The following is an 18587-nucleotide window of genomic DNA, read 5'->3' as shown; positions in this document are numbered from 1 at the left end:
CTGAATGCGCCTTGGCCAAGGCGATTCATCAGCAGATTGCCGAGCAACAAAAGCTTGACTTAAAATAACTACATATCTAGATTTGTAGATATGCGAAACGAATATGCCAACGACATCCCTGTGGACTGGGAGCAATTCGCCGCCGTTTTCTCGGCACTGGGCGATAGCTACCGGCAGCGCATCCTGCTGTTCTTCGAGCCGGGAGAGCGGCTGACGATCAAGCAGATCGCCGACGCGCTCCCGCTTAGCCGGACCGCCGTCCTGCATCACGTTCGCGTGTTGCAGTCGGCGGGCCTGCTGGAGGCGAGCAAGGAAGGTCGTGAGGTATTTCTCACCGTGAACAAGACGCTGCTGCTACAAGCGCTGGAAAGCACGGCCCGCTATGCAGAGGAAGCAATATGACGAATCACCGGCGCAGCATCCGCATCTGCGGAACAGGCGTCGCCGTGCCTGAACAGGTGTTGACGAGCGATGAAATCGACCGGCGCTTCGGCCTGCCGGCGGGTACCGTGTTCAAGCGCTACGGTGTGCGCGCAAGGCATCGCACCGTGCATGAAAACTCGGCCACGCTGGCCGTACAGGCATGCGAAGCGGCACTCGCGAATGCCGGCCTTGGCTGGAGCGACATCGACTGTCTGGTCTCCGCGTCGGCCACCATGGATCAGGCGCTGCCCTACAACGCGGCGATGATCCTCGCGGCGCTCGGCGGCCACGCCAAACGGATTGCCGCGTTCGATGTCGGCGCAAGTTGCCTGTCGTTTCTGGTGGGACTCGACACGCTCAGCTATCTGGTCGAAAGCGGACGCTACCGCAACGTGATGATCGTCTCCGCCGATATCGCCACCTTTTCGCTGGACTGGTCGACGCTCGGCGAATCGGCGATTTTTGGCGACGGCGCCGCCGCCGCGGTGATCCGCAAGAGCGCACCGGGGGAAGCCTCGTCGATACTGGCTTCGCGTATCGAAACCTACCCCGAAGGCGCCGAGTATTGCCACATCAAGGCCGGCGGCTCGCGCTATCATCCGCGCCGGCTGAGCAGCAGCATCGATCCGCTGTCGCTGTTCCATATGGACGGTCCGCGCCTTTTTAAAGCGGCGTCGCGTGAGCTGCCGCGCTTCGTCAAGGGACTGCTCGACAGCGCGGAACTCACGCTTGATCAACTGCGCCTCGTGGTGCCGCATCAGGCGAGTCGCCTCGCGATCGATCACCTCGCCAAACGGCTGCGTATCGAAGCGAGCCGCACGGTCGATATCCTCGCCGACTACGGCAACCAGGTCGCCGCCTCGCTGCCGTCCGCCTTGCATCACGCGATTGCGGGCGGCCGGATGCAACGCGGCGATCCCATCATGCTGATCGGCTCGGGCGCGGGCCTGACGATCGGCGGCATGGTGATGGTGTACTGACATGAGGCGGCCCGCACCCGTCTCGACTGCCATTGCGGGCAGCAGCCTGCCCCGCAACTCTGCCGGGCAGCGTCATGACGCGTAACGTCCTGATCCTCGGTGGCCGGGCACCCGCTGCACTTGACCACGCGCGCCGTTTCGCGCATCAGGGCTGGAAGGTGTGGGTGGCGGACAGCATTCCCTGCCAGATCAGCGGCGCCTCTCACGCGGTAACGGCAACGCTGCGAGTCGCGTCGCCGCGTCACGCACCGGCCAGCTTCGCGGACGATTTGCGGCGCGCCTCGCTGACGCATGGCATCGACCTGATCGTGCCGACCTGCGAGGAGGTGTTTTTCGTCTCGCGTTATCGCCACCGCTTGCCTGGCCATGTGCGCGTTCTGGCCGAAGACTTCGGCAAGATGCGCGACGTGCACAGCAAGTGGCGCTTTCTTGCGCTCGCTCGCGGCTGCGGCGCCGAGGTGCCGGATTCGGCCAAGGTCGCATCGCTTGACGAAGCCCGCGCCTGGGCGGGCACCCGGCCGGTCGTGCTGAAGCCGGAGTACTCGCGCTTCGGAGTCCACGTGCGGCTCTATCGCCACGGCATTCCCGCCGATGCGCCGCCGCTCGCGCCGCTCGGCCACTGGGTCGTGCAGGCGTTCGCGGAGGGCCAGGAATTTTGCTCGTACAGCGTGGCCGACCGCGGCCAGTTGGTCGCACATAGCGTCTATTGGCCGCGCTGGAGGATGTCGACCAGTTCGAGCTTCTACTTCGAAGCTGTACGCATCGACGCCATCCGCCGCTTCGTCGAAAACTTCGCGCGCAAGCTCGACTTCACCGGGCAGTTGTCCTTCGACTGGATCCAGCAGGCCGACGGACGCGTCAGCGTGCTCGAATGCAATCCCCGCGCGACCAGCGGCTGCCATCTGTTCACGCTCGACGACCCGCTGCCGGCTGCGCTCGACGGCACGCTCGGGAGCACACTCACGGCGCCTATCGAACCGTCCTTGGGCGCGCCGCGCATGGCCAGCGCGATGATGTTGAGCGTGGGTCTGATCGACGCGCTACGGCGCGGCGAACTCGGCCGCTGGCTGCACGACTATCGCCGCGCGTCCGATGTGATCGGCACGCCCGGTGACCGCGGGCCGATCGGCGGAGCCCTGCGCGACCTGGCGTCGTGTGCGCGGCTCGCGATGGCAAAGCGTTGCAATATGCGCGAGGCGGCGACGCAAGATATCGAGTGGGACGGTGAGGAGCTACCCGAAGCATGAGCGAATGCCTGTACGTGCCGCGAGGGTGCTTCGCCGATAGGGCTGCCGCCTTCGCCGCGCTGCACGCAGGCGTCGCCACGCGCGGTTTCGTCTCCAACATCGACGTTCACGTAGAGACGCTCGAGGCCGGCGGCCTGACCCTGCCGGTCACCGTCAATGGCAAGGTGCCGGACAACGCGTGGGTCTGCTCACCGTTGACGACCTATAGCGGCTATGCGCTTGAAGAGACCCGCCGCGTCGCGCCGCGTGTGCTGGCGGCGCCGCTAAGCGGGGTGATCGGCCTCGCCGACGGTTGGCTGCGCCGCGCCGAGCTGGACAACGCGGTATCGCTGAACAACTGGCTGATCAGCACGAATCTGTATCCCGCAGCTGACGGCATCGATTTCGCCGCGCTCGCCGCGGCGTCTCAAGCGCGCTGGCCGCGCCATGCGGTGTGGTTCCGCTCGCTCAATCTCATGCAACATGCACACTGGCTACGTGCATTGGAAGCGGCCGGCTTCGACCTGATCCCGACCCGCCAGGTGTACCTGTTTCGCGAGATGAAGCAGAACGCGACCCGGCATCAGAACCTGCGCCGCGATCTGCATCTGCTGCGCACCACACCGCTGATGCCGGTCGGCCACGACGACTTCAGCGACGCGGATTTTGTGCGTAGCGAAGCGCTTTACGCGCAACTCTATCTGGACAAATACTCGCGCTTGAACCCGAGCTATACGGCCGCGTTTCTGAAGGCCTGGCATCGCGCGGGACTGCTTGAATTCTTCGGCTTCCGGGACGACACCGGAGAACTGCGTGCGGTGGTCGGCATGTTCGGGCAAGGGGCGTTGCTGAGTGCGCCGATTGTCGGCTACGACACAAGCTGGCCTTCTGCCGCAGGCCTGTATCGCCTGCTGATGGCGCATGTGCTGAAGACGACTCTGGAACGCGAGGCCGTCCTCAATCTGAGCGCAGGCGCTGCGCACTTTAAACGGCTCAGGGGCGGCGAGCCCGCCATCGAATACAGCGCGGTGCTGAGCCGCCATTTGCCGACGGCGACACGCCGCACGCTGCGCGCCCTGCAGATGCTGACGACCCGACTCGGCGTACCGATCATGAGGCGCTTTCAGCTATGAACGCATGGAACCCCGCGCTGTATCGAAGCTGGTTCGTGGTCGCATCGTCACAACAGTTGAAGTCGAAGCCCTTGGCAGTCACGCTGTTCGACCGGCCGCTAGTGCTGGCGCGCCTGCAGTCGGGAGAACTGCTCGCACTCGACGATTGTTGCCCGCACCGGCATGCACCGCTGTCGGCAGGACGTGTCACGGCGGCAGGGCTGCAGTGCGGCTATCACGGCTGGACCTTCGGCGCCGACGGACACTGCACAGCGATCCCTGGGCTGGCACCGCCGGCGTGCAAGCCGCTGGTCCGGGTCGGCTCGGTCGGCGTGATGGAGCATGATGGGCTCATCTGGGTCAAACCTGACGCCATGAACAGCGCAGGGTCGCAAGACCTGCCCGAGTTTCTGCGCAGGTTGCCGCAAGGGAGCCGCCGCTTTACCTGGAGCACCACGTGGAAGGCTCACGCGGTCGACGCACTGGAGAATTTCCTCGACCCGCTGCACACGCATTTCGTGCACCCGGGGCTCGTGCGTGGCGCCAGCAATCGCCAGATCGTCAGCGCCAGCGTGACGCGCTCGGCGGGCGTACTGCAGGTCGACTATCGCGGACAGCCGCAACAAAGCGGCTGGTTGTACCGCTTGTTCGAATCGCCACGTAATCTGGAGCGTGCCCATTTTGCGGCCGCGGCGGCTGGCACGGCGCAGCTCGAATACCGCTATCAGGACGGTAGCGCGCTGTATTTCACCCTTCATTTCAGCCCGGTCAGCGAAGCGCTGACGCAGGTGCATGGCACCTTGCACGTCGAGAATCGCTGGGCGCCGCAGTGGGCGGTGCGGATGATCGCGTGGCCCTTCCTGCGTCACGTGGCCCATCAGGATCAGGCCATCGTGGAGGCGCAAGCCGCCAACAAGGCACGCTTTCTCCGCGAGACGGGCGTATCGACCGAGCTCGATCTGGTGAAGCCCAGCCTCGATGAAGTATGGTCCTTACAATCGCGCCCGCTCACCGAGCAAAGTCAGCGTGTAGACATCATGCTTTAATAAGCTCTCCTGGAAGTCCTCACTATCCCGAATCCTCTCACCTTTAATTTACCCCTACACCAATCCGCCCTCATACAATAAACTTCGAGTTTTTCGCGAATACTTGGTAAATGGCGAGCTGCTCCGTTTTGTTAGCTTAATGTCAGCTTGATTCGTGTCGTAGAGGCCCGTTGCACGCAGCCGGCTGTTTATTCAAGAGTAGAAGAAGCAGGATGACCGAGCCCATCTCGCGGGTGCCACTCGGATTGGAAGCGCCGCCCCCACGTCGCTGGCCTCTCACGGGCCACCCCAACGCCCTAAAACTCACTACCGCCTGGCATGCGGCCGCGCTGGCCGGTTGCGCGATCGCGCCATCCACATGGCCGTGGTGGCTCGCCGGCACGGCCATCAACCATGCCGCTGTCACCTTCGCGGGACTATGGCCACGCTCGTCGGTGCTCGGGCCGAACTGGACCCATTTGCCGGCGGTCGCCGGCAACGCGAACTGCATCGCGTTGACGATCGACGATGGGCCGGACCCCGTCGTCACGCCGCAGGTGCTCGACCTGCTCGATCATTACGGGATTCGTGCGACCTTTTTCTGCATCGGGGAGCGCGCCCGCCGCTATCCGTCGCTCACTCGCGAGATCGTGGCGCGCGGTCACGCGGTCGAAAACCATTCGTACACGCACCGGCACACGTTTTCCGTTAAAGCACCGGGCGCATTGGCCAAGGAAGTGGAGGCGGCACAGCGAACCTTGATCGAACTCACCGGCGAACGCCCGATGTTCTTTCGCGCGCCGGCCGGGTTACGCAACGTCCTTCTGGAACCCGTGCTGCAAAACTTCGACCTGCGACTGGTCGCCTGGACGAAACGCGGCTTCGACACGCGCGAAGCGGATCCGGAGAGGGTACGACAACGTTTGCTTCACAATCTGGCGGCCCGTGACATCTTGCTCGTACACGACGGCAATGCCGCCACCACGGCGAACGGCCAACCGGTGATCCTCTCCGTATTGCCCCGCGTGTTTGAAGCGGCCAGACACAAGGGCTTACGCTTCATTACATTACGCCAAGCTTTCATCGACGAGTAAAAATTCGGCGCGATGCTGCCGTAAAAACGATTTGGTTCGCACTGCGCGTCAAATTTCGTCAAGACCGACGGACTACTCGGATTATTTCCATTCTCGGACCTATATAATTCGCACGGCATGCCGTTAACGTATATAACCGATAACAACTTGACCGTCCTCTGCACACCATCAGGGTCCGTAGCGAGATAAGTTTTAAAAAGTTTTGACACTTCGCTCCGGCGGGGAAACCTGAAACCGTTGCAGTCCTCAATATACGAACACCGATATGCCCGATTTGCGCTGGACCATGCCAGTTGGCCACTGGTCGTTCTGGTCCGCTACCTCCGCGACGAAACCCGATGCAGGTTTTATTGAGCCCATGGTGCGTCGACGCCTGAGCTCCCTGTCACGGGCCGCGCTCAAGGTCGCGCACGACTGTGCAGACGGGCAGCCGGCAATGCGCATGGTGTTCGCATCGCGGCACGGGGAACTGCGGCGCACCACGGACATTTTGCGCACCATCACGGCAGCCGAACCGGTTTCGCCGAACGCCTTCAGCCTTTCGGTGCTCAACGCCATGTCCGGAATCTTCGGCATTGCGCGAGGCGATCGCTCGCCCGCGACGGCGATATCGGCCGGCGCAGAAACGCTCGGCTACGCGTTGCTCGAAGCTTACGCGCAACATATAAAACAGCCCTCCCCGCCGGTCCTGGTCGTCTATGCCGACGAACCGGCCGACGCCCTGTACGGCAAGGTCGAGGACGAAGTGCAGGAAAGCGCAGTTGCCATCCTGCTCGACGCGGATACGGCCCAAGGCCTGCTGGAATGCACCGTCCGCGGAACCGGTCAGGCCGGCGAGGCCGCCGCGGGCGCGCGCTTCGCCACGCAAAGCGAGGCGCTCTGTCACTGCCTCGACTCGCGGCAGGCCGCCACGTGGCAAAGCGCCAGCGCCAACTGGCAATGGAGGTGGCATGACCGCACGGCTTGATTACGGCTGGCGGCTGTTCGCCACGGGCATGAGTTTCGTCGTGTTCGGTATCTGCGGACTGCTGTTCTCGATCCTCGCCTATCCGCTCGCGTGCCTTTGGCCGCATGCGGCTTCGCGCCAACGCGCGGTGACCACGCTGATTCACTGGTTCTTTCGCGCGCTGGTCGCGGCGCTGCAGTGGACCGGCGTGATGGAGCTCGACCTTCAAGGCATCGCCCGCTTGCGGGCAAGCGGCCCGGCCATTGTCGTGGCTAACCATCCCACCTATCTCGACGTCATGGTGCTGCTCGCACTGACGCCGTCGGCCTGCTGTGTCGTGAAGAGCGCGCACTGGGGTAACCCCTGCTTCTGGGGTATCGTGCGGGCCGCCGCCTATGTGAGCAACGCGGATCCCGTCGAATTCGTCGAAGACTGTTCGCGCCAGCTCGCAGCGGGCAAAACGATGATCATTTTCCCCGAGGGCACGCGCAGTCCTGCGCCGAACCGGTTGCACGCATTCTCACGCGGCTTTGCCTATATCGCGCTGAACGCGGGGGCGCCGATTGTCCCGGTCCTGATGAATTGCGATCCTCCGGCTTTTACCAAGGAGATGCGCTGGTACCACGTTCCGGCGCGCCCGTTCCGGATCAGTGTGAGCGTGCTCGATCCGGTCGGGGTCGAACGGCTCGACATTCACGATGCACCACCGGCCCTCGCGGCACGCAGCGTGACGAACGCTATCGAGAAGCACATCACCCAGCACCTGTTCGAATATGGATTCTTTAAAACTTGAAATTAAGCAGCTCCTGATCGAAGCGTTCGATCTGGAACACCTGACCCCGGCCGATATCGACGACGACGCTCCGCTCTTCGAGACCGACGGCGTCGGACTGGATTCGATCGACGCGCTGGAGATCGGCATCGTGCTGCGCAAACATTACCAACTGACCATCACCGCGGATGACACGCGCATGCGCGACCACTTCCGCTGCGTCAGCAGTCTCGCAGCGCTGATCGCCAGTCAGCAGGAAGCGGCAACCGCGGTCGCCGAAACCGCAAGCAAAGGGGAATGAATCGTGACCGAGGCAGAAATTCTGGAGCGCATCCGCGCAATCTTCAAAGAGAACTTTGCAATTGATCCGGCACGAGTGACGCCCGAAGCGCATCTGTTCACGGAACTCGATCTGGACAGCATCGACGCTGTCGACCTTGCCATCAAGCTGCAGGAAATGACCGGACGCCGGATCAAACCGGAAGAATTCAAGCAGGTGCGCACGGTTGGCGACGTGATCGTTGCGATCGAGTCGCTGCTTGCGGCACAGGACTAATGCTGTCCGTGCCTTCGTGCGAACGGCAGGCGGTCGACACGGCAGCGCAGGGCGCCCAGCCTCGCGATGACGAGGCGCAGCCGGCTGCGGCTACGGCTGCTGGCGGCGCGGTGGATGGCAAACGCGGCGGCAAACTCAGTAGCAAACTGAGCGGCCCGCTGAGCGTCGCCACCAAGCTTGCCTATCCGCTGGTGATCTTGTGCGCGTGGCACTGGGATGCCCCGCGCTATGTCGGTTGCATGCTCTTCGTGTTGCTCTGGTTGCAGCGCTGGACCGGCACGGGCGCGATCGCCGCATCGTTACGCCGCTTGACGCCGGTCGACTGGTGCGTCGCCGGGGTGCTCAATTGCGCGTCGGTGGCGATCGTGTGGACCAACAGCGAGCTGCTGCTGCGGCTCTATCCTTCGCTCGTCAATCTCGGACTGCTGGTGGTGTTCGGCGCCACGCTCGTGCGCGGCCCGTCAATGGTCGAAAAATTCGCGCGGCTCCACAATCCCGATCCGAGTCCTCAAGTGGTGCGCTACACGCGCCGTGTCACTCAGATCTGGTGTGTCTTCTTCGTACTGAATAGCGTGTTCTCCGTTTATACCGCCCTGTGCTGGCGACGCGAAGCATGGTCGCTCTACAACGGCGCGCTCGCCTACGTGCTGATCGGCGTTCTGCTGGTGGGCGAGATCGCCTGGCGCCGCCTGATCATGCTGCCGCGAGCCGCCCGTTCGGAGGCTTCATGATCGCCTTACACGACCTGCTGGTCTCGGCGCGCGCCGGCCACACACCGGTGTGCCGCGACGCCGACGCCGTACTCGACTTCGCTGCGTTCCGCGCCCGCACGCTGAGGCTCGCCGCAGCGCTACAGGCTCAGCCCTTGAAGCGCTACGCGTTGTGCCTCGACGATTCGTTCGACTTCGCCTGCACGCTGTTCGCCTTGCTCGGGTGCGGCAAGGAGCCGGTGATTCCGGCGAATGCCGCTCCGGGTTACCTGGCTGACCTGTCGGGCGCCTACGATTGCCTGCTCACCGCTGCGGATATGCCCGCGCTCGAACGCGACGCCGTAGCGCAGGACACCCTGGACGGTCGCTGGGCGATCGATCCGCATGCAGGCCTGACGCTCTTCACGTCCGGCAGCAGCGGCACGCCAAAGCCGGTGCAAAAGACGCTCGCCCAGTTCAATGCTGAAGTTCACACGCTCGAACAGCAATGGGGAGAAGCGCTCGGTCAAGCGACGATTCTGGCGAGCGTGCCGCATCATCATATCTACGGCATCCTGTTCCGCGTGTTCTGGCCACTCGCGGCAGGGCGCGCGTTCGACCGTAACGTCAGCGCCGATCCACAGGCAATCCAGGCCCGCATCAAGCAAGGCGGAGCGACGGTTGTCGTGTCGACGCCCGCGCAACTGTCGCGTTGGCCCGAGCTGCCCGGCTTCGCCGCGCTGGCGCCGGCGCCGCTCGCGTTCTTCTCATCCGGTGGGCCGCTCGCGGCTGAAACAGCGAGCCAATACGCCGCAAGTTTCGGCTCAGCGCCGATCGAGGTGTACGGCAGTACCGAAACCGGCGGCATCGCATGGCGCCGGCAGAACGAGTCGGACGCATGGCGGGCCATGCCGGGCATCCTCGTCCAGCGCGCCGACGATGGCGCGCTAAGCGTACGCTCGCCGCATCTCGGCCATGACGACTGGCACCGCACCGACGACGAAGCCGCCTTCGACAGCGACGGCCGCTTCCGTCTGCTGGGCCGCCTCGACCGGGTAATCAAACTCGACGGCAAGCGCCTCTCGCTTGCGGAACTCGAGACCCGCCTCGCCCAGCATCCGTTTGTCGCCCAGGTGGCGGTGACGCGGCTCGCGGGTGCGTCGCGCGAGCGAGCCGGTGCAGTCGTGGTGCTGACCGAAGCCGGCAACGAAGCGTTACGCGCCAACGGCCGCGTGCCGCTCGTGAAAACCTTGCGCCGCCACCTCGCCGCGTATTTCGACCTCGTGCTGCTGCCACGCCACTGGCGCTTTCGCCTCGCCTTGCCGTTCGATGCGCGCGGCAAGCTGCCGGCCGCCGCGCTCGCCGCGAGCTTCGAGGCCCGTGCAGACGGTGTCGAAGTGCTGGCCGAGGCGCAGCAGGGCGACCAGTTCTACTACGAGCTGCACGTGCCGCGCACGCTGGTCCACTTTGCCGGTCACTTCCCCGGCCTGCCCATCCTGCCAGGTGTGGTGCAGGTCGACTGGGCGATACGGCTCGCCGCAACTCACGTCCCCGCCGCCAGCACGCCCGCATCGATCGACCGGCTCAAGTTCATGGCGCCCGTACCGCCCGGCGCATTGCTCAAGCTGAGCTTCGCGCACGATGCGGCAAACCAGCGGATCCAGTTCGTCTACCGGCTTGGCGAGCGTGACTGCGCCTCAGGCGTGATCGTCTACAGGGAGCGTGCATGAGCCACGCTGCCTGCATCGTCATTCCGATCTACAACCACAAGGACGCCATTACCGCGACTGTGGCGAATCTGGTCGTGCACGGCCTGCCGCTCTTTGTGGTGGACGACGGCAGCGACGAGGCGACCCAGCAGGTGCTCGCCGCGCTGGCACAGCAACACGCGAACCAGCTCACGCTGCTGCGCCTGCCGGTCAACGGCGGCAAAGGCGCGGCGGTGATGGCCGGTCTGCGCGCGGCGCGTGCGGCTGGCTACACGCATGCCCTGCAGATCGACGCCGACGGTCAACACGACAGCTCCGACGTGCCGCGCTTTCTCGACGCGTCGCACGCCAACCCGCACGCGGTGATTCTGGGCAGCCCAGTCTACGACGCAAGCGTACCGAAGTCGCGACTCTACGGGCGTTATCTGACCCACGTCTGGGTCTGGATCGAAACGCTCTCGTTCGCGATCCGAGACTCGATGTGCGGTTTCCGCCTCTATCCGCTCGATATCGCCTGCGCGCTGATCGACAGCGTCAAGCTGGGCACACGCATGGACTTCGACATCGAGATCCTCGTGCGCCTGCACTGGCGTCGTGTGGAGTTCATTGCGATTCCCACGCCTGTCACGTACGCGGCCGACGGCGTCTCGCATTTCGACGTGCTGTGGGACAACGTGCGCATCAGCCGCACTCACACGCGGCTCGTCGCCGGGATGCTGTTGCGGTTGCCGGTGCTGTTGCTGCACAAGCTGACGCCGCGGCGCGCCACCCGGTCCGCCAACCCAGGCGAGGCGCCCTGGTGGCGCATGGCGGAACGCGGCAGCCGCCTCGGCATGAGGCTGCTCGCGCTCGGTTGCAAAACGATCGGCCCGCGCCTCACCGCATGGTGGCTGCATCCGATCGTCGCGTATTTCCTGCTCACGGGACGTCCTGCGCGCGATGCCTCGCGGCGTTACTTCGAACAGCTCGGGCAAGCGTCGGCGCAACAGGACACGCCTCGTCCGGGCTGGCTCTCCGCCTACCGGCACATGCTCGCGTTCGCGCAATCGGGTTTCGACAAGCTGACGGCCTGGTCGGGTCACGTCGAACCAGCCGAGGTCTGCTTCCACGACACCGGCGCGCTCGACGCCCTGCTCGCGAGCGGCCAAGGCGCGCTCGTGATCGGCTCGCACCTCGGCAACCTGGAAATGGCTCGGGCGCTGGCCACACGCGGCGCCAAAACCAAGGTGACGGCCATCGTCTACACCGAGCACGCGCGCCGTTTCAACAGCGTGCTGGCGTCGGCGAACCGCGATTTCTCGCAACATCTGCTCGAGGTGAACGACTTCGGTCCGGAGACCGCGATGATGATGCAGGAGCGTGTCGCCCGCGGCGAACTGCTGGTGATCGTGGGCGATCGAACACCCGCCCACGAATCGGGCAGAACGACGAGCGCGCAGTTTCTCGGCGCGCAGGCGCCGTTCGCTCAGGGGCCCTATGTGCTCGCGCATGCCCTCGCGTGTCCCGTCTACCTGTTCTTTTGCCTGAAAGAGGGCAGCAGCTACCGGCTGTATTTCGAGCCGTTCGCCGAGCGCATCGAACTGCCGCGCCGCGAACGCGAGCGGCACATCTCGACGTGGGCGCAACAGTACGCAACGCGTCTTGAGCACTACTGCCGCAAGGCGCCTTATCAATGGTTCAACTTTTTCGATTTCTGGGCGCGCCCCAGCGGAGGCGCAAATGGCCGAAAATGATCTGACTGTAGACGTGCAACAACCGGCGCACGCAAGCGCCAATGCCATCACGATCGGCGGCCGCCGGCTCACGATCGAAGAGGTGGTGGCGATTGCGCGGCAACGCGCCCCGGTCGCACTAAGCAGCGATCCGGCGTGGCGCTCGCGCATCGCCCGCGGCGCTGAGTTTCTGCGCCGCCATCTCGCGGCAGGCGCCACCGTCTACGGCGTCAATACCGGCTATGGCGACGCCTGCGTGGTCGATGTGCCGATGGACCTGGTCGAAGCCCTGCCGCTTCAGCTCACCCGCTATCACGGTTGCGGAATGGGCCGCCATCTCGACAACCAGGAGACGCTGGCCGTGATCGCCGCGCGCCTCAATTCGCTCGCGTACGGATATTCCGGCGTGCGGCCCGTGCTGCTCGAACGCGTCGCGGACCTGATCAATCATCAGGTGCTGCCGCTCATCCCCGCCGAGGGATCGGTGGGTGCGAGTGGCGACCTCACACCGCTGTCGTACGTCGCTGCGGCGCTGGTGGGCGAGCGCGACGTGCTATTTCGCGGTGAACTGCGCGAAGCCCGGGAAGTCTGGACCGAACTCGGACACGAGCCGCTGACGCTGGCGCCGAAAGAAGGCCTTGCGCTGATGAACGGCACCGCGGTCATGACGGGTCTTGCGTGTCTCGCCTTCGCGCGGGCCGCCCATCTGGCACGCGTGGCCGCACGGCTCACTGCCCTGTCGACCATCGCGCTCGACGGCCGGGCCGCCCATTTCGATCCCATGCTGTTCGAAGCCAAGCCGCACGCCGGCCAGGCCGAAGCCGCCGCATGGATTCGCGCAGACCTCGCAGGACGCGACGACACGCCGGGCCACCGCCTGCAGGACCGCTATTCGATCCGTTGCGCCCCGCATGTGATCGGCGTGACGTGCGACGCGCTGAGCTGGATGCGGCGCGATATCGAGAACGAACTGAACAGCGCCAACGACAATCCGCTGATCGACCCCGACGGCGAGCGCGTATTGCACGGCGGCAACTTCTATGGCGGCCACATCGCCTTCGCGATGGACGCGTTGAAGACCGCCGTGGCCAATCTCGCCGATCTGATGGACCGCCAACTGGCGCTCATCGTCGACGACAAGTTCAACAACGGACTGCCGCGCAACCTGTCGGGGGCGACCTCGGCACGCGCTCCGATCAATCACGGCTTCAAGGCCGTGCAGATTTCGTCGTCCGCATGGACGGCGGAGGCGCTCAAGCACACCATGCCTGCGAGCGTCTTCTCGCGTTCCACCGAAGCGCACAATCAGGACAAGGTCAGCATGGGCACGATCGCCGCGCGCGATTGCCTGCGCGTGCTGGAACTCACCGAGCAGGTTGCCGCTGCGCATACCCTCGCGACCGTGCAAGCCGCACGACTGCGGCTGCGGATCGACGCCACCGCGCCCGTCCCGCAGCCGCTGCAGGCGTTTATGCAAAGCGTGAGTGCGGGCTCGCCGTTCGTCGACGAGGACCGCGCGCTCGAAGCCGACCTGCGCGCACTGACCGCGCGCATCGCGGCATGCGAGCTGATCGAGCAACACGGCGGAGACACGCAATGAGCGACCCGCGCAAGGTGTTGACGGCCAGCGCGGCCGTCGAGGTCCCGTTTCACGACGTCGATGCGATGAACGTGTGCTGGCACGGTCACTACCTGAAATACTTCGAGGCAGGGCGCGCCGCGCTGCTGCGGGCATTCGACTACGACTACCGCGAGATGCAGGCGTCGGGCTATCTCTGGCCGGTCGTCGAAGCACATTTGAAGTATGTGCGGCCCGCGATTTACGGCCAGCGGCTCGAGGTACGCGCGCACCTGCTCGAATACGAAAATCGCCTGAAGATCGGCTATGAGATCGTGGATGAGGCCTCAGGCACTCGGCTCACGAAGGGTCATACGATCCAGGTCGCCGTGAGCGCGGCCACCCAGGAACTGCAGTTCGTCTCGCCGCCGGTTGTGTTCGAGAAGCTGGAGCGTGTATGGGCACGCTGAGGCTGCGCATCGCGATGGTTGCGGCAAGCGTTGCGCTGCAGGCACTGGCACAGGCGCCTTTGGCGCACGCCGCGTCGGCGTCCGCTTCCGCACCCACCGAAGCGTCCGGGTCTGCGCAGAGCGCGGGGCTCGTGTCGCAAATCGCCGCCCAGTTGGGACGGGCGAGCGGCATCCGCGCACGCTTCACGCAAACGCAAACACGCGCCGCGCTGAAACAGCCGCTGATCAGCTCGGGATCGCTGCTGCTCGTGCGCGGACACGGCGTCATCTGGCACATCGAGACACCGTACCAGGCCACCTATCTGATCACCGATGCCGGCGTGAGCGAAGTCAACGCGGCCAGTCAGCGTATCGGAAGCAGCAGTCCCCACGGCGCACGCGGCGTCGCTGAGGTGTCCAGAATGATGCGCGCGATGCTCGGTGGCGATCTCTCGGCGCTCTACTCGCAATTCGACGTGCAAGCTACCGGCACGCCGGCACAATGGCGCATGCAGCTCACGCCGAACCAGCCGCAGCTCGCCCAGGCCATCAAAAGTTTGCAGATGAGCGGCGGCAGCTATTTGCGCACGCTGCACATCACGCTCGCGAACGGCGACGTCACTACGCTGGACTTCTCGGACAGCGCCACGGTGACCGACCTGACGCCTGCCGAGCAGCAGCTTTTCGGAGCGCGCTAGTGAACGCATTACAGGTGCGAGGCTCGAAACAGGCGTGGGGCATGCGTGCCGCGTGGCTCGTGTTCGCCCTTGCGGCCACGCTTTACTGCGTCTGGCGCTTCGCCGGCCCGTCGCCGCTGCAGACCAATCTGCTCGCCTTGCTGCCGGCCACCGAGGCGGACCCGGTCGCCGAAGAAGCGGTCGACAGGCTCGCGGCCACGCTCGGCGACCGCACGGTGTTTCTGGTGAAGAGCGACAACGCGACTCACGCGAAGGCGGCCGCGAAGCAGCTAGGCGCAACGCTGTCCGCGAGCGGCGCGTTTCGCTCCGTCACCGCGACCTTGCCGCCGTTCGATCTGTCGCAAATCGGCGGTCTGTATCTGCCATACCGGTTCGGCCTGCTCGCGCCGGCCGACCGCGCGCAGCTTGCAGGCGCTCCGAATACCCTGCACGACGCCCTCGTGAGACGCCTCTACGCGCCGGCCGAAGGCGGTCTCGCAACGGCGCTCGCGGACGACCCGTTCGGCTGGCTCGAGCACTGGCTAGGCGGCCTGCCGCTTGCCACCTCCAATCTGGAGATCGAAGACAGCCTGCTGGTTGCCCATCGCGGCGCGACGACCAGTGTGCTGGTGATGGCCAGCCTGCCGGGGTCCGCGTACGAAACCCAGACCCAGCGCGCCGTCCTCGCCGCAGTGGCGCACAGCGAAACGAGTCTGAAGCAGGCGTTCCCCGACGTCGCACTCGCCAGAACCGGGGCCGTGTTCTACGCGCAAGCAGCACGCAGCGCCTCCGAGCACGAAATGCATGCGATCGGCGTCGTGTCGATGTGCGGCATCGCTTTGTTGATGCTGTGGATCTTCCGTTCGCCGCGGCTCTTGCTGCTCGGCTTCGTGTCGACCGCGCTCGGCATTGTCGGCGCGCTCGCGGTCACCCTGCTCATCTTCGGCCAGTTGCACCTGCTGACGCTGGTCTTCGGCGCAAGCCTGATCGGCGAGGCGGTCGACTATTCGATCCAGTATTTCGTCGTCTATCTGGGCACGCAACACGGCTGGGATTCGCGGCGCGGCGCACGCGCTGTTTCGCCGGCACTGACGGTTGCCCTTGCAACGAGCCTGCTCGGCTACGCGATCCTTGCATGTGCGCCGTTTCCTGCGCTCAAGCAGATCGCGTGCTTCGCCGTGGCCGGCATTTCGATTGCCTTCGCCTCGGTCCTCACGCTGTTGCCGACGCTGCTCACCCGCGCGGCGGCCCGTCGCCCGCAGTATCTGTTCAAGGCGGCGGGGCGCATGCTCGAGACGTGGCGAGCGCTGATCGGCGGCCGCCGGGCCATCTGGGTGACGGCGGCGCTGCTGATCGCATCCGCGCCCGGCTGGTTGCAATTGCGCAGCGATGACGACATCCACCTGCTGATCCAGCGCGACCCTTCGCTCGTGGCGCAGGAGCGTGAGGTCACCCGCGCAGTGGGCGTCGACAACACGGCCCAGTTTTTCGTGGTGCGCGGCGAGACGCCGGAGCTCGTGCTCGAACGCGCCGAAGCGCTCGGCGCCAGGCTTGACGCACTCAGCGGGACCGCCAAGGTAGGTAGCTGGCAATCGGTGACCTCGTTCGTGCCCTCGGCCAAGCAGCAACACACCGACCGCGCGCTGCTCGCTGCCCACGTTTTCAATGACCCCGCAGCATTGCGCGCGATGCTGCTTGAGGCCGGGTTTCGCGACGCCGTCGCCGACGCATGGCTCGCGGACTACGCAAGCTCGTCGAACTCGCTGCTGACGGTCGACCGCTGGCTCGCGGCGCCCTGGTCGCAGCCGTTTCGTCATCTGTGGCTGGGCGCCACGTCCACGACGCCCCGCGCCTTCGCCGCCGTGGTGATCCCGCAAAGCGTGACGCCGGCCAACGAGCCCGCGCTGCTCGACGCCGCGCGTGCGGTGCCGGGTGTGAGCTTCGTCGACAAGGCCGCGAGCGTGTCGAAGCTGTTCGGCGAATATCGCGTCGATAGCAGCGTCTGGCTGGCGGGCGCGCTACTGCTGGTGCTGATCCTGCTGATGCTCCGTTACCGGCCGCGCGGCGGCCTTGCTGTCACGCTGCCCGTGCTGCTCGCGGTGGGCGTCACGCTCGCGGCGTTCGGCTACGCGCATATCCCGTTCACGCTGTTCAACTGGCTCGCGCTGATGCTCGTGCTCGGCGTGGGTGCGAACTATGCCGTGTTCCTGCGCGAAGGCACGATGCGAGCGGATGCGGACCCCGGCGCCGTGTGGACCGGTGTTCTGCTGTCGTCCGCGACGACCCTGCTGTCGTTCGGCATGCTCGGTATGAGTTCGATGCCGGCCTTGCGCAGTTTCGGCGCCACGCTGTCGCTGGGCATCATGGTGTCCGTGCTGCTTGCGCCGATCGGCATTCCATCGAAGCGCAACAAGTTGCGTGGGACCGGAGTCAGTGCTGAGGCACTCACTCCGGCCGACACAGGAGAAACGGTGTGAGCACGTCGCGTGTTTATCTGCATGCGCTCGGCATGATCAACGCACTCGGCAACGATGTGCCGTCGATCGTGTCTGCGCTGTCCAACGGACAGGCTCCGGGCATGGGGATGCTGCAAACCCGCGGCGGCGAGGCGTTCGTCGGCCGGGTCATGGCGCCGCTCGCGCAGGCGCCGGCCGCTGCGCTCGTGCACTACGACTGCCGCAACAATCGCTTGCTGCTAGCCGCCCTCGCGCAAATCAGACCCGCCATTGAAGCGGCCCGCGAACGGTACGGCGCGCGTCGCATTGGCGTGGTGCTCGGCACCAGCACGTCGGGCATCAGCGCGGCCGAAGCCGCGCTCGCCCAGCACGCCGAAGCGGGCGCTCTGCCGGCCGGCTTCGACTACCGCCAGATGGAGATCGGCACGGCCGCGCCATTCGCCGCCGCCGCGCTCGATCTCCAGGGCCCGGCCTTCACGGTGTCGACAGCATGCACCTCGGGGGCGAAAGCCATCATCTCGGCGCGCCGGCTGCTGGAGTTGGGACTCTGCGACGCGGTGGTCGCCGGCGGAGTCGACTCGCTATGCGAATTGACCCTGCAGGGTTTCGCCTCGATCGACTCCACCAGCGTGGCACGCATGAATCCGCTGAGCCGCAATCGCTGCGGTATCAACATCGGAGAGGGAGCGGCCGTCTTCCTGATGAGCCGTGACGAAGGACCGGTTGTGCTTGCAGGCGCCGGCGAATCCAGCGACGCGCATCACATCTCGGCGCCCGATCCGCACGGCATCGGCGGCGAACACGCCTTGCGAGGCGCGCTCGAGGATGCGGGCCTCGCGGCTTCGTCGATCGGCTACGTCAACCTGCACGCAACCGCGACGCGCAAGAACGACCAGATGGAAGCGCATCTGATGTCACGGATCTTCCCCAATGGCGTTGCGGCAAGCGGCACCAAACCGCTGACCGGGCATCAACTCGGCGCGGCGGGCGCGAACGAACTCGGCTTCGCATGGCTCACGCTCGCACGCGATGACGTCGCCTTGCCGCGCCACCTTTGGGATGGCGAAGCCGACGCCGAGCTGCCAGCGCTCGATCTCGTCGAAACAGAGCGGTATTTGCCGCGCCACGCCGGCGCGCAATACGTGATGAGCAATTCGTTTGCGTTCGGCGGCAGCAACGTCAGCGTGATCCTCGGCCGGTGAG

General features: G+C 65.3%; 18 protein-coding genes. All 18 read left to right on the top strand.

The genetic code is table 11. From position 1 onward, the window contains the following. Positions 1-90: 90 nt before the first annotated feature. Positions 91-402 carry an ArsR/SmtB family transcription factor gene (locus BLQ92_RS03260; RefSeq protein ID WP_090681633.1) on the top strand — a complete coding sequence of 104 codons (312 nt, stop codon included), beginning with the start codon at positions 91-93 and terminating at the stop codon, positions 400-402. Then, on the top strand, positions 399-1403 hold the full coding sequence (locus tag BLQ92_RS03255; RefSeq protein WP_090681631.1) for a 3-oxoacyl-[acyl-carrier-protein] synthase III C-terminal domain-containing protein: 1005 nt from the start codon (positions 399-401) through the stop codon (positions 1401-1403). The genes BLQ92_RS03260 and BLQ92_RS03255 overlap by 4 nt, the downstream gene beginning before the upstream one ends. A 74-nt stretch (positions 1404-1477) precedes the next feature. Next, the gene (locus BLQ92_RS03250) at positions 1478-2650 is read left to right on the top strand and encodes an ATP-grasp domain-containing protein (RefSeq protein WP_090681630.1); all 1173 of its coding nucleotides are present in this window, start codon (positions 1478-1480) and stop codon (positions 2648-2650) included. Then, positions 2647-3762, top strand: coding sequence for a hypothetical protein (locus tag BLQ92_RS03245; protein WP_090681629.1), 1116 nt, complete (start codon positions 2647-2649; stop codon positions 3760-3762). The genes BLQ92_RS03250 and BLQ92_RS03245 overlap by 4 nt, the downstream gene beginning before the upstream one ends. Then, a complete protein-coding gene (locus BLQ92_RS03240) occupies positions 3759-4787 on the top strand; it encodes an aromatic ring-hydroxylating oxygenase subunit alpha (protein ID WP_090681628.1) in 1029 nt (342 codons plus the stop codon). Before BLQ92_RS03245 ends, BLQ92_RS03240 begins: the two co-directional genes overlap by 4 nt. A 212-nt stretch (positions 4788-4999) precedes the next feature. After that, positions 5000-5860, top strand: coding sequence for a polysaccharide deacetylase family protein (locus BLQ92_RS03235; RefSeq protein WP_090681626.1), 861 nt, complete (start codon positions 5000-5002; stop codon positions 5858-5860). A gap of 265 nt (positions 5861-6125) precedes the next feature. After that, positions 6126-6827: a beta-ketoacyl synthase chain length factor gene (locus BLQ92_RS03230; protein ID WP_090681625.1), complete on the top strand. Its 702-nt coding sequence runs from the start codon at positions 6126-6128 to the stop codon at positions 6825-6827. Next, positions 6811-7599, top strand: coding sequence for a lysophospholipid acyltransferase family protein (locus BLQ92_RS03225; RefSeq protein ID WP_090681623.1), 789 nt, complete (start codon positions 6811-6813; stop codon positions 7597-7599). Before BLQ92_RS03230 ends, BLQ92_RS03225 begins: the two co-directional genes overlap by 17 nt. Then, positions 7580-7879: a phosphopantetheine-binding protein gene (locus BLQ92_RS03220; RefSeq protein WP_090681621.1), complete on the top strand. Its 300-nt coding sequence runs from the start codon at positions 7580-7582 to the stop codon at positions 7877-7879. Before BLQ92_RS03225 ends, BLQ92_RS03220 begins: the two co-directional genes overlap by 20 nt. Before the next feature lie 3 nt (positions 7880-7882). Beyond that, entirely contained in the window at positions 7883-8134 is a 252-nt protein-coding gene (locus BLQ92_RS03215; RefSeq protein ID WP_090681619.1) for an acyl carrier protein, read from the top strand. Further along, a complete protein-coding gene (locus tag BLQ92_RS03210) occupies positions 8134-8865 on the top strand; it encodes a COG4648 family protein (protein ID WP_244106122.1) in 732 nt (243 codons plus the stop codon). Before BLQ92_RS03215 ends, BLQ92_RS03210 begins: the two co-directional genes overlap by 1 nt. After that, positions 8862-10553: an ApeI family dehydratase gene (locus BLQ92_RS03205; protein WP_090681617.1), complete on the top strand. Its 1692-nt coding sequence runs from the start codon at positions 8862-8864 to the stop codon at positions 10551-10553. Before BLQ92_RS03210 ends, BLQ92_RS03205 begins: the two co-directional genes overlap by 4 nt. Next, a complete protein-coding gene (locus BLQ92_RS03200; protein WP_090681615.1) occupies positions 10550-12265 on the top strand; it encodes a glycosyltransferase family 2 protein in 1716 nt (571 codons plus the stop codon). Before BLQ92_RS03205 ends, BLQ92_RS03200 begins: the two co-directional genes overlap by 4 nt. Beyond that, a complete protein-coding gene (locus tag BLQ92_RS03195; RefSeq protein ID WP_090681614.1) occupies positions 12252-13844 on the top strand; it encodes an HAL/PAL/TAL family ammonia-lyase in 1593 nt (530 codons plus the stop codon). Before BLQ92_RS03200 ends, BLQ92_RS03195 begins: the two co-directional genes overlap by 14 nt. Next, on the top strand, positions 13841-14272 hold the full coding sequence (locus tag BLQ92_RS03190; protein ID WP_090681612.1) for an acyl-CoA thioesterase: 432 nt from the start codon (positions 13841-13843) through the stop codon (positions 14270-14272). Before BLQ92_RS03195 ends, BLQ92_RS03190 begins: the two co-directional genes overlap by 4 nt. Continuing rightward, the gene (locus BLQ92_RS03185; RefSeq protein WP_090681610.1) at positions 14260-14949 is read left to right on the top strand and encodes a LolA family protein; all 690 of its coding nucleotides are present in this window, start codon (positions 14260-14262) and stop codon (positions 14947-14949) included. The genes BLQ92_RS03190 and BLQ92_RS03185 overlap by 13 nt, the downstream gene beginning before the upstream one ends. Next, entirely contained in the window at positions 14949-17405 is a 2457-nt protein-coding gene (locus tag BLQ92_RS03180) for an MMPL family transporter (RefSeq protein ID WP_175772168.1), read from the top strand. The genes BLQ92_RS03185 and BLQ92_RS03180 overlap by 1 nt, the downstream gene beginning before the upstream one ends. Next, positions 17402-18586 carry a beta-ketoacyl-[acyl-carrier-protein] synthase family protein gene (locus tag BLQ92_RS03175; protein ID WP_090681607.1) on the top strand — a complete coding sequence of 395 codons (1185 nt, stop codon included), beginning with the start codon at positions 17402-17404 and terminating at the stop codon, positions 18584-18586. Before BLQ92_RS03180 ends, BLQ92_RS03175 begins: the two co-directional genes overlap by 4 nt. The last annotated feature ends 1 nt before the right edge of the window (position 18587 follow it).

The sequence above is a fragment of the Paraburkholderia phenazinium genome, from assembly GCF_900100735.1.
Classification (GTDB): Bacteria; Pseudomonadota; Gammaproteobacteria; order Burkholderiales; family Burkholderiaceae; genus Paraburkholderia; species Paraburkholderia phenazinia.
The sequence above is the reverse complement of the archived record's forward strand: the minus strand, read 5'-3'. Positions and strand labels throughout refer to the sequence as shown.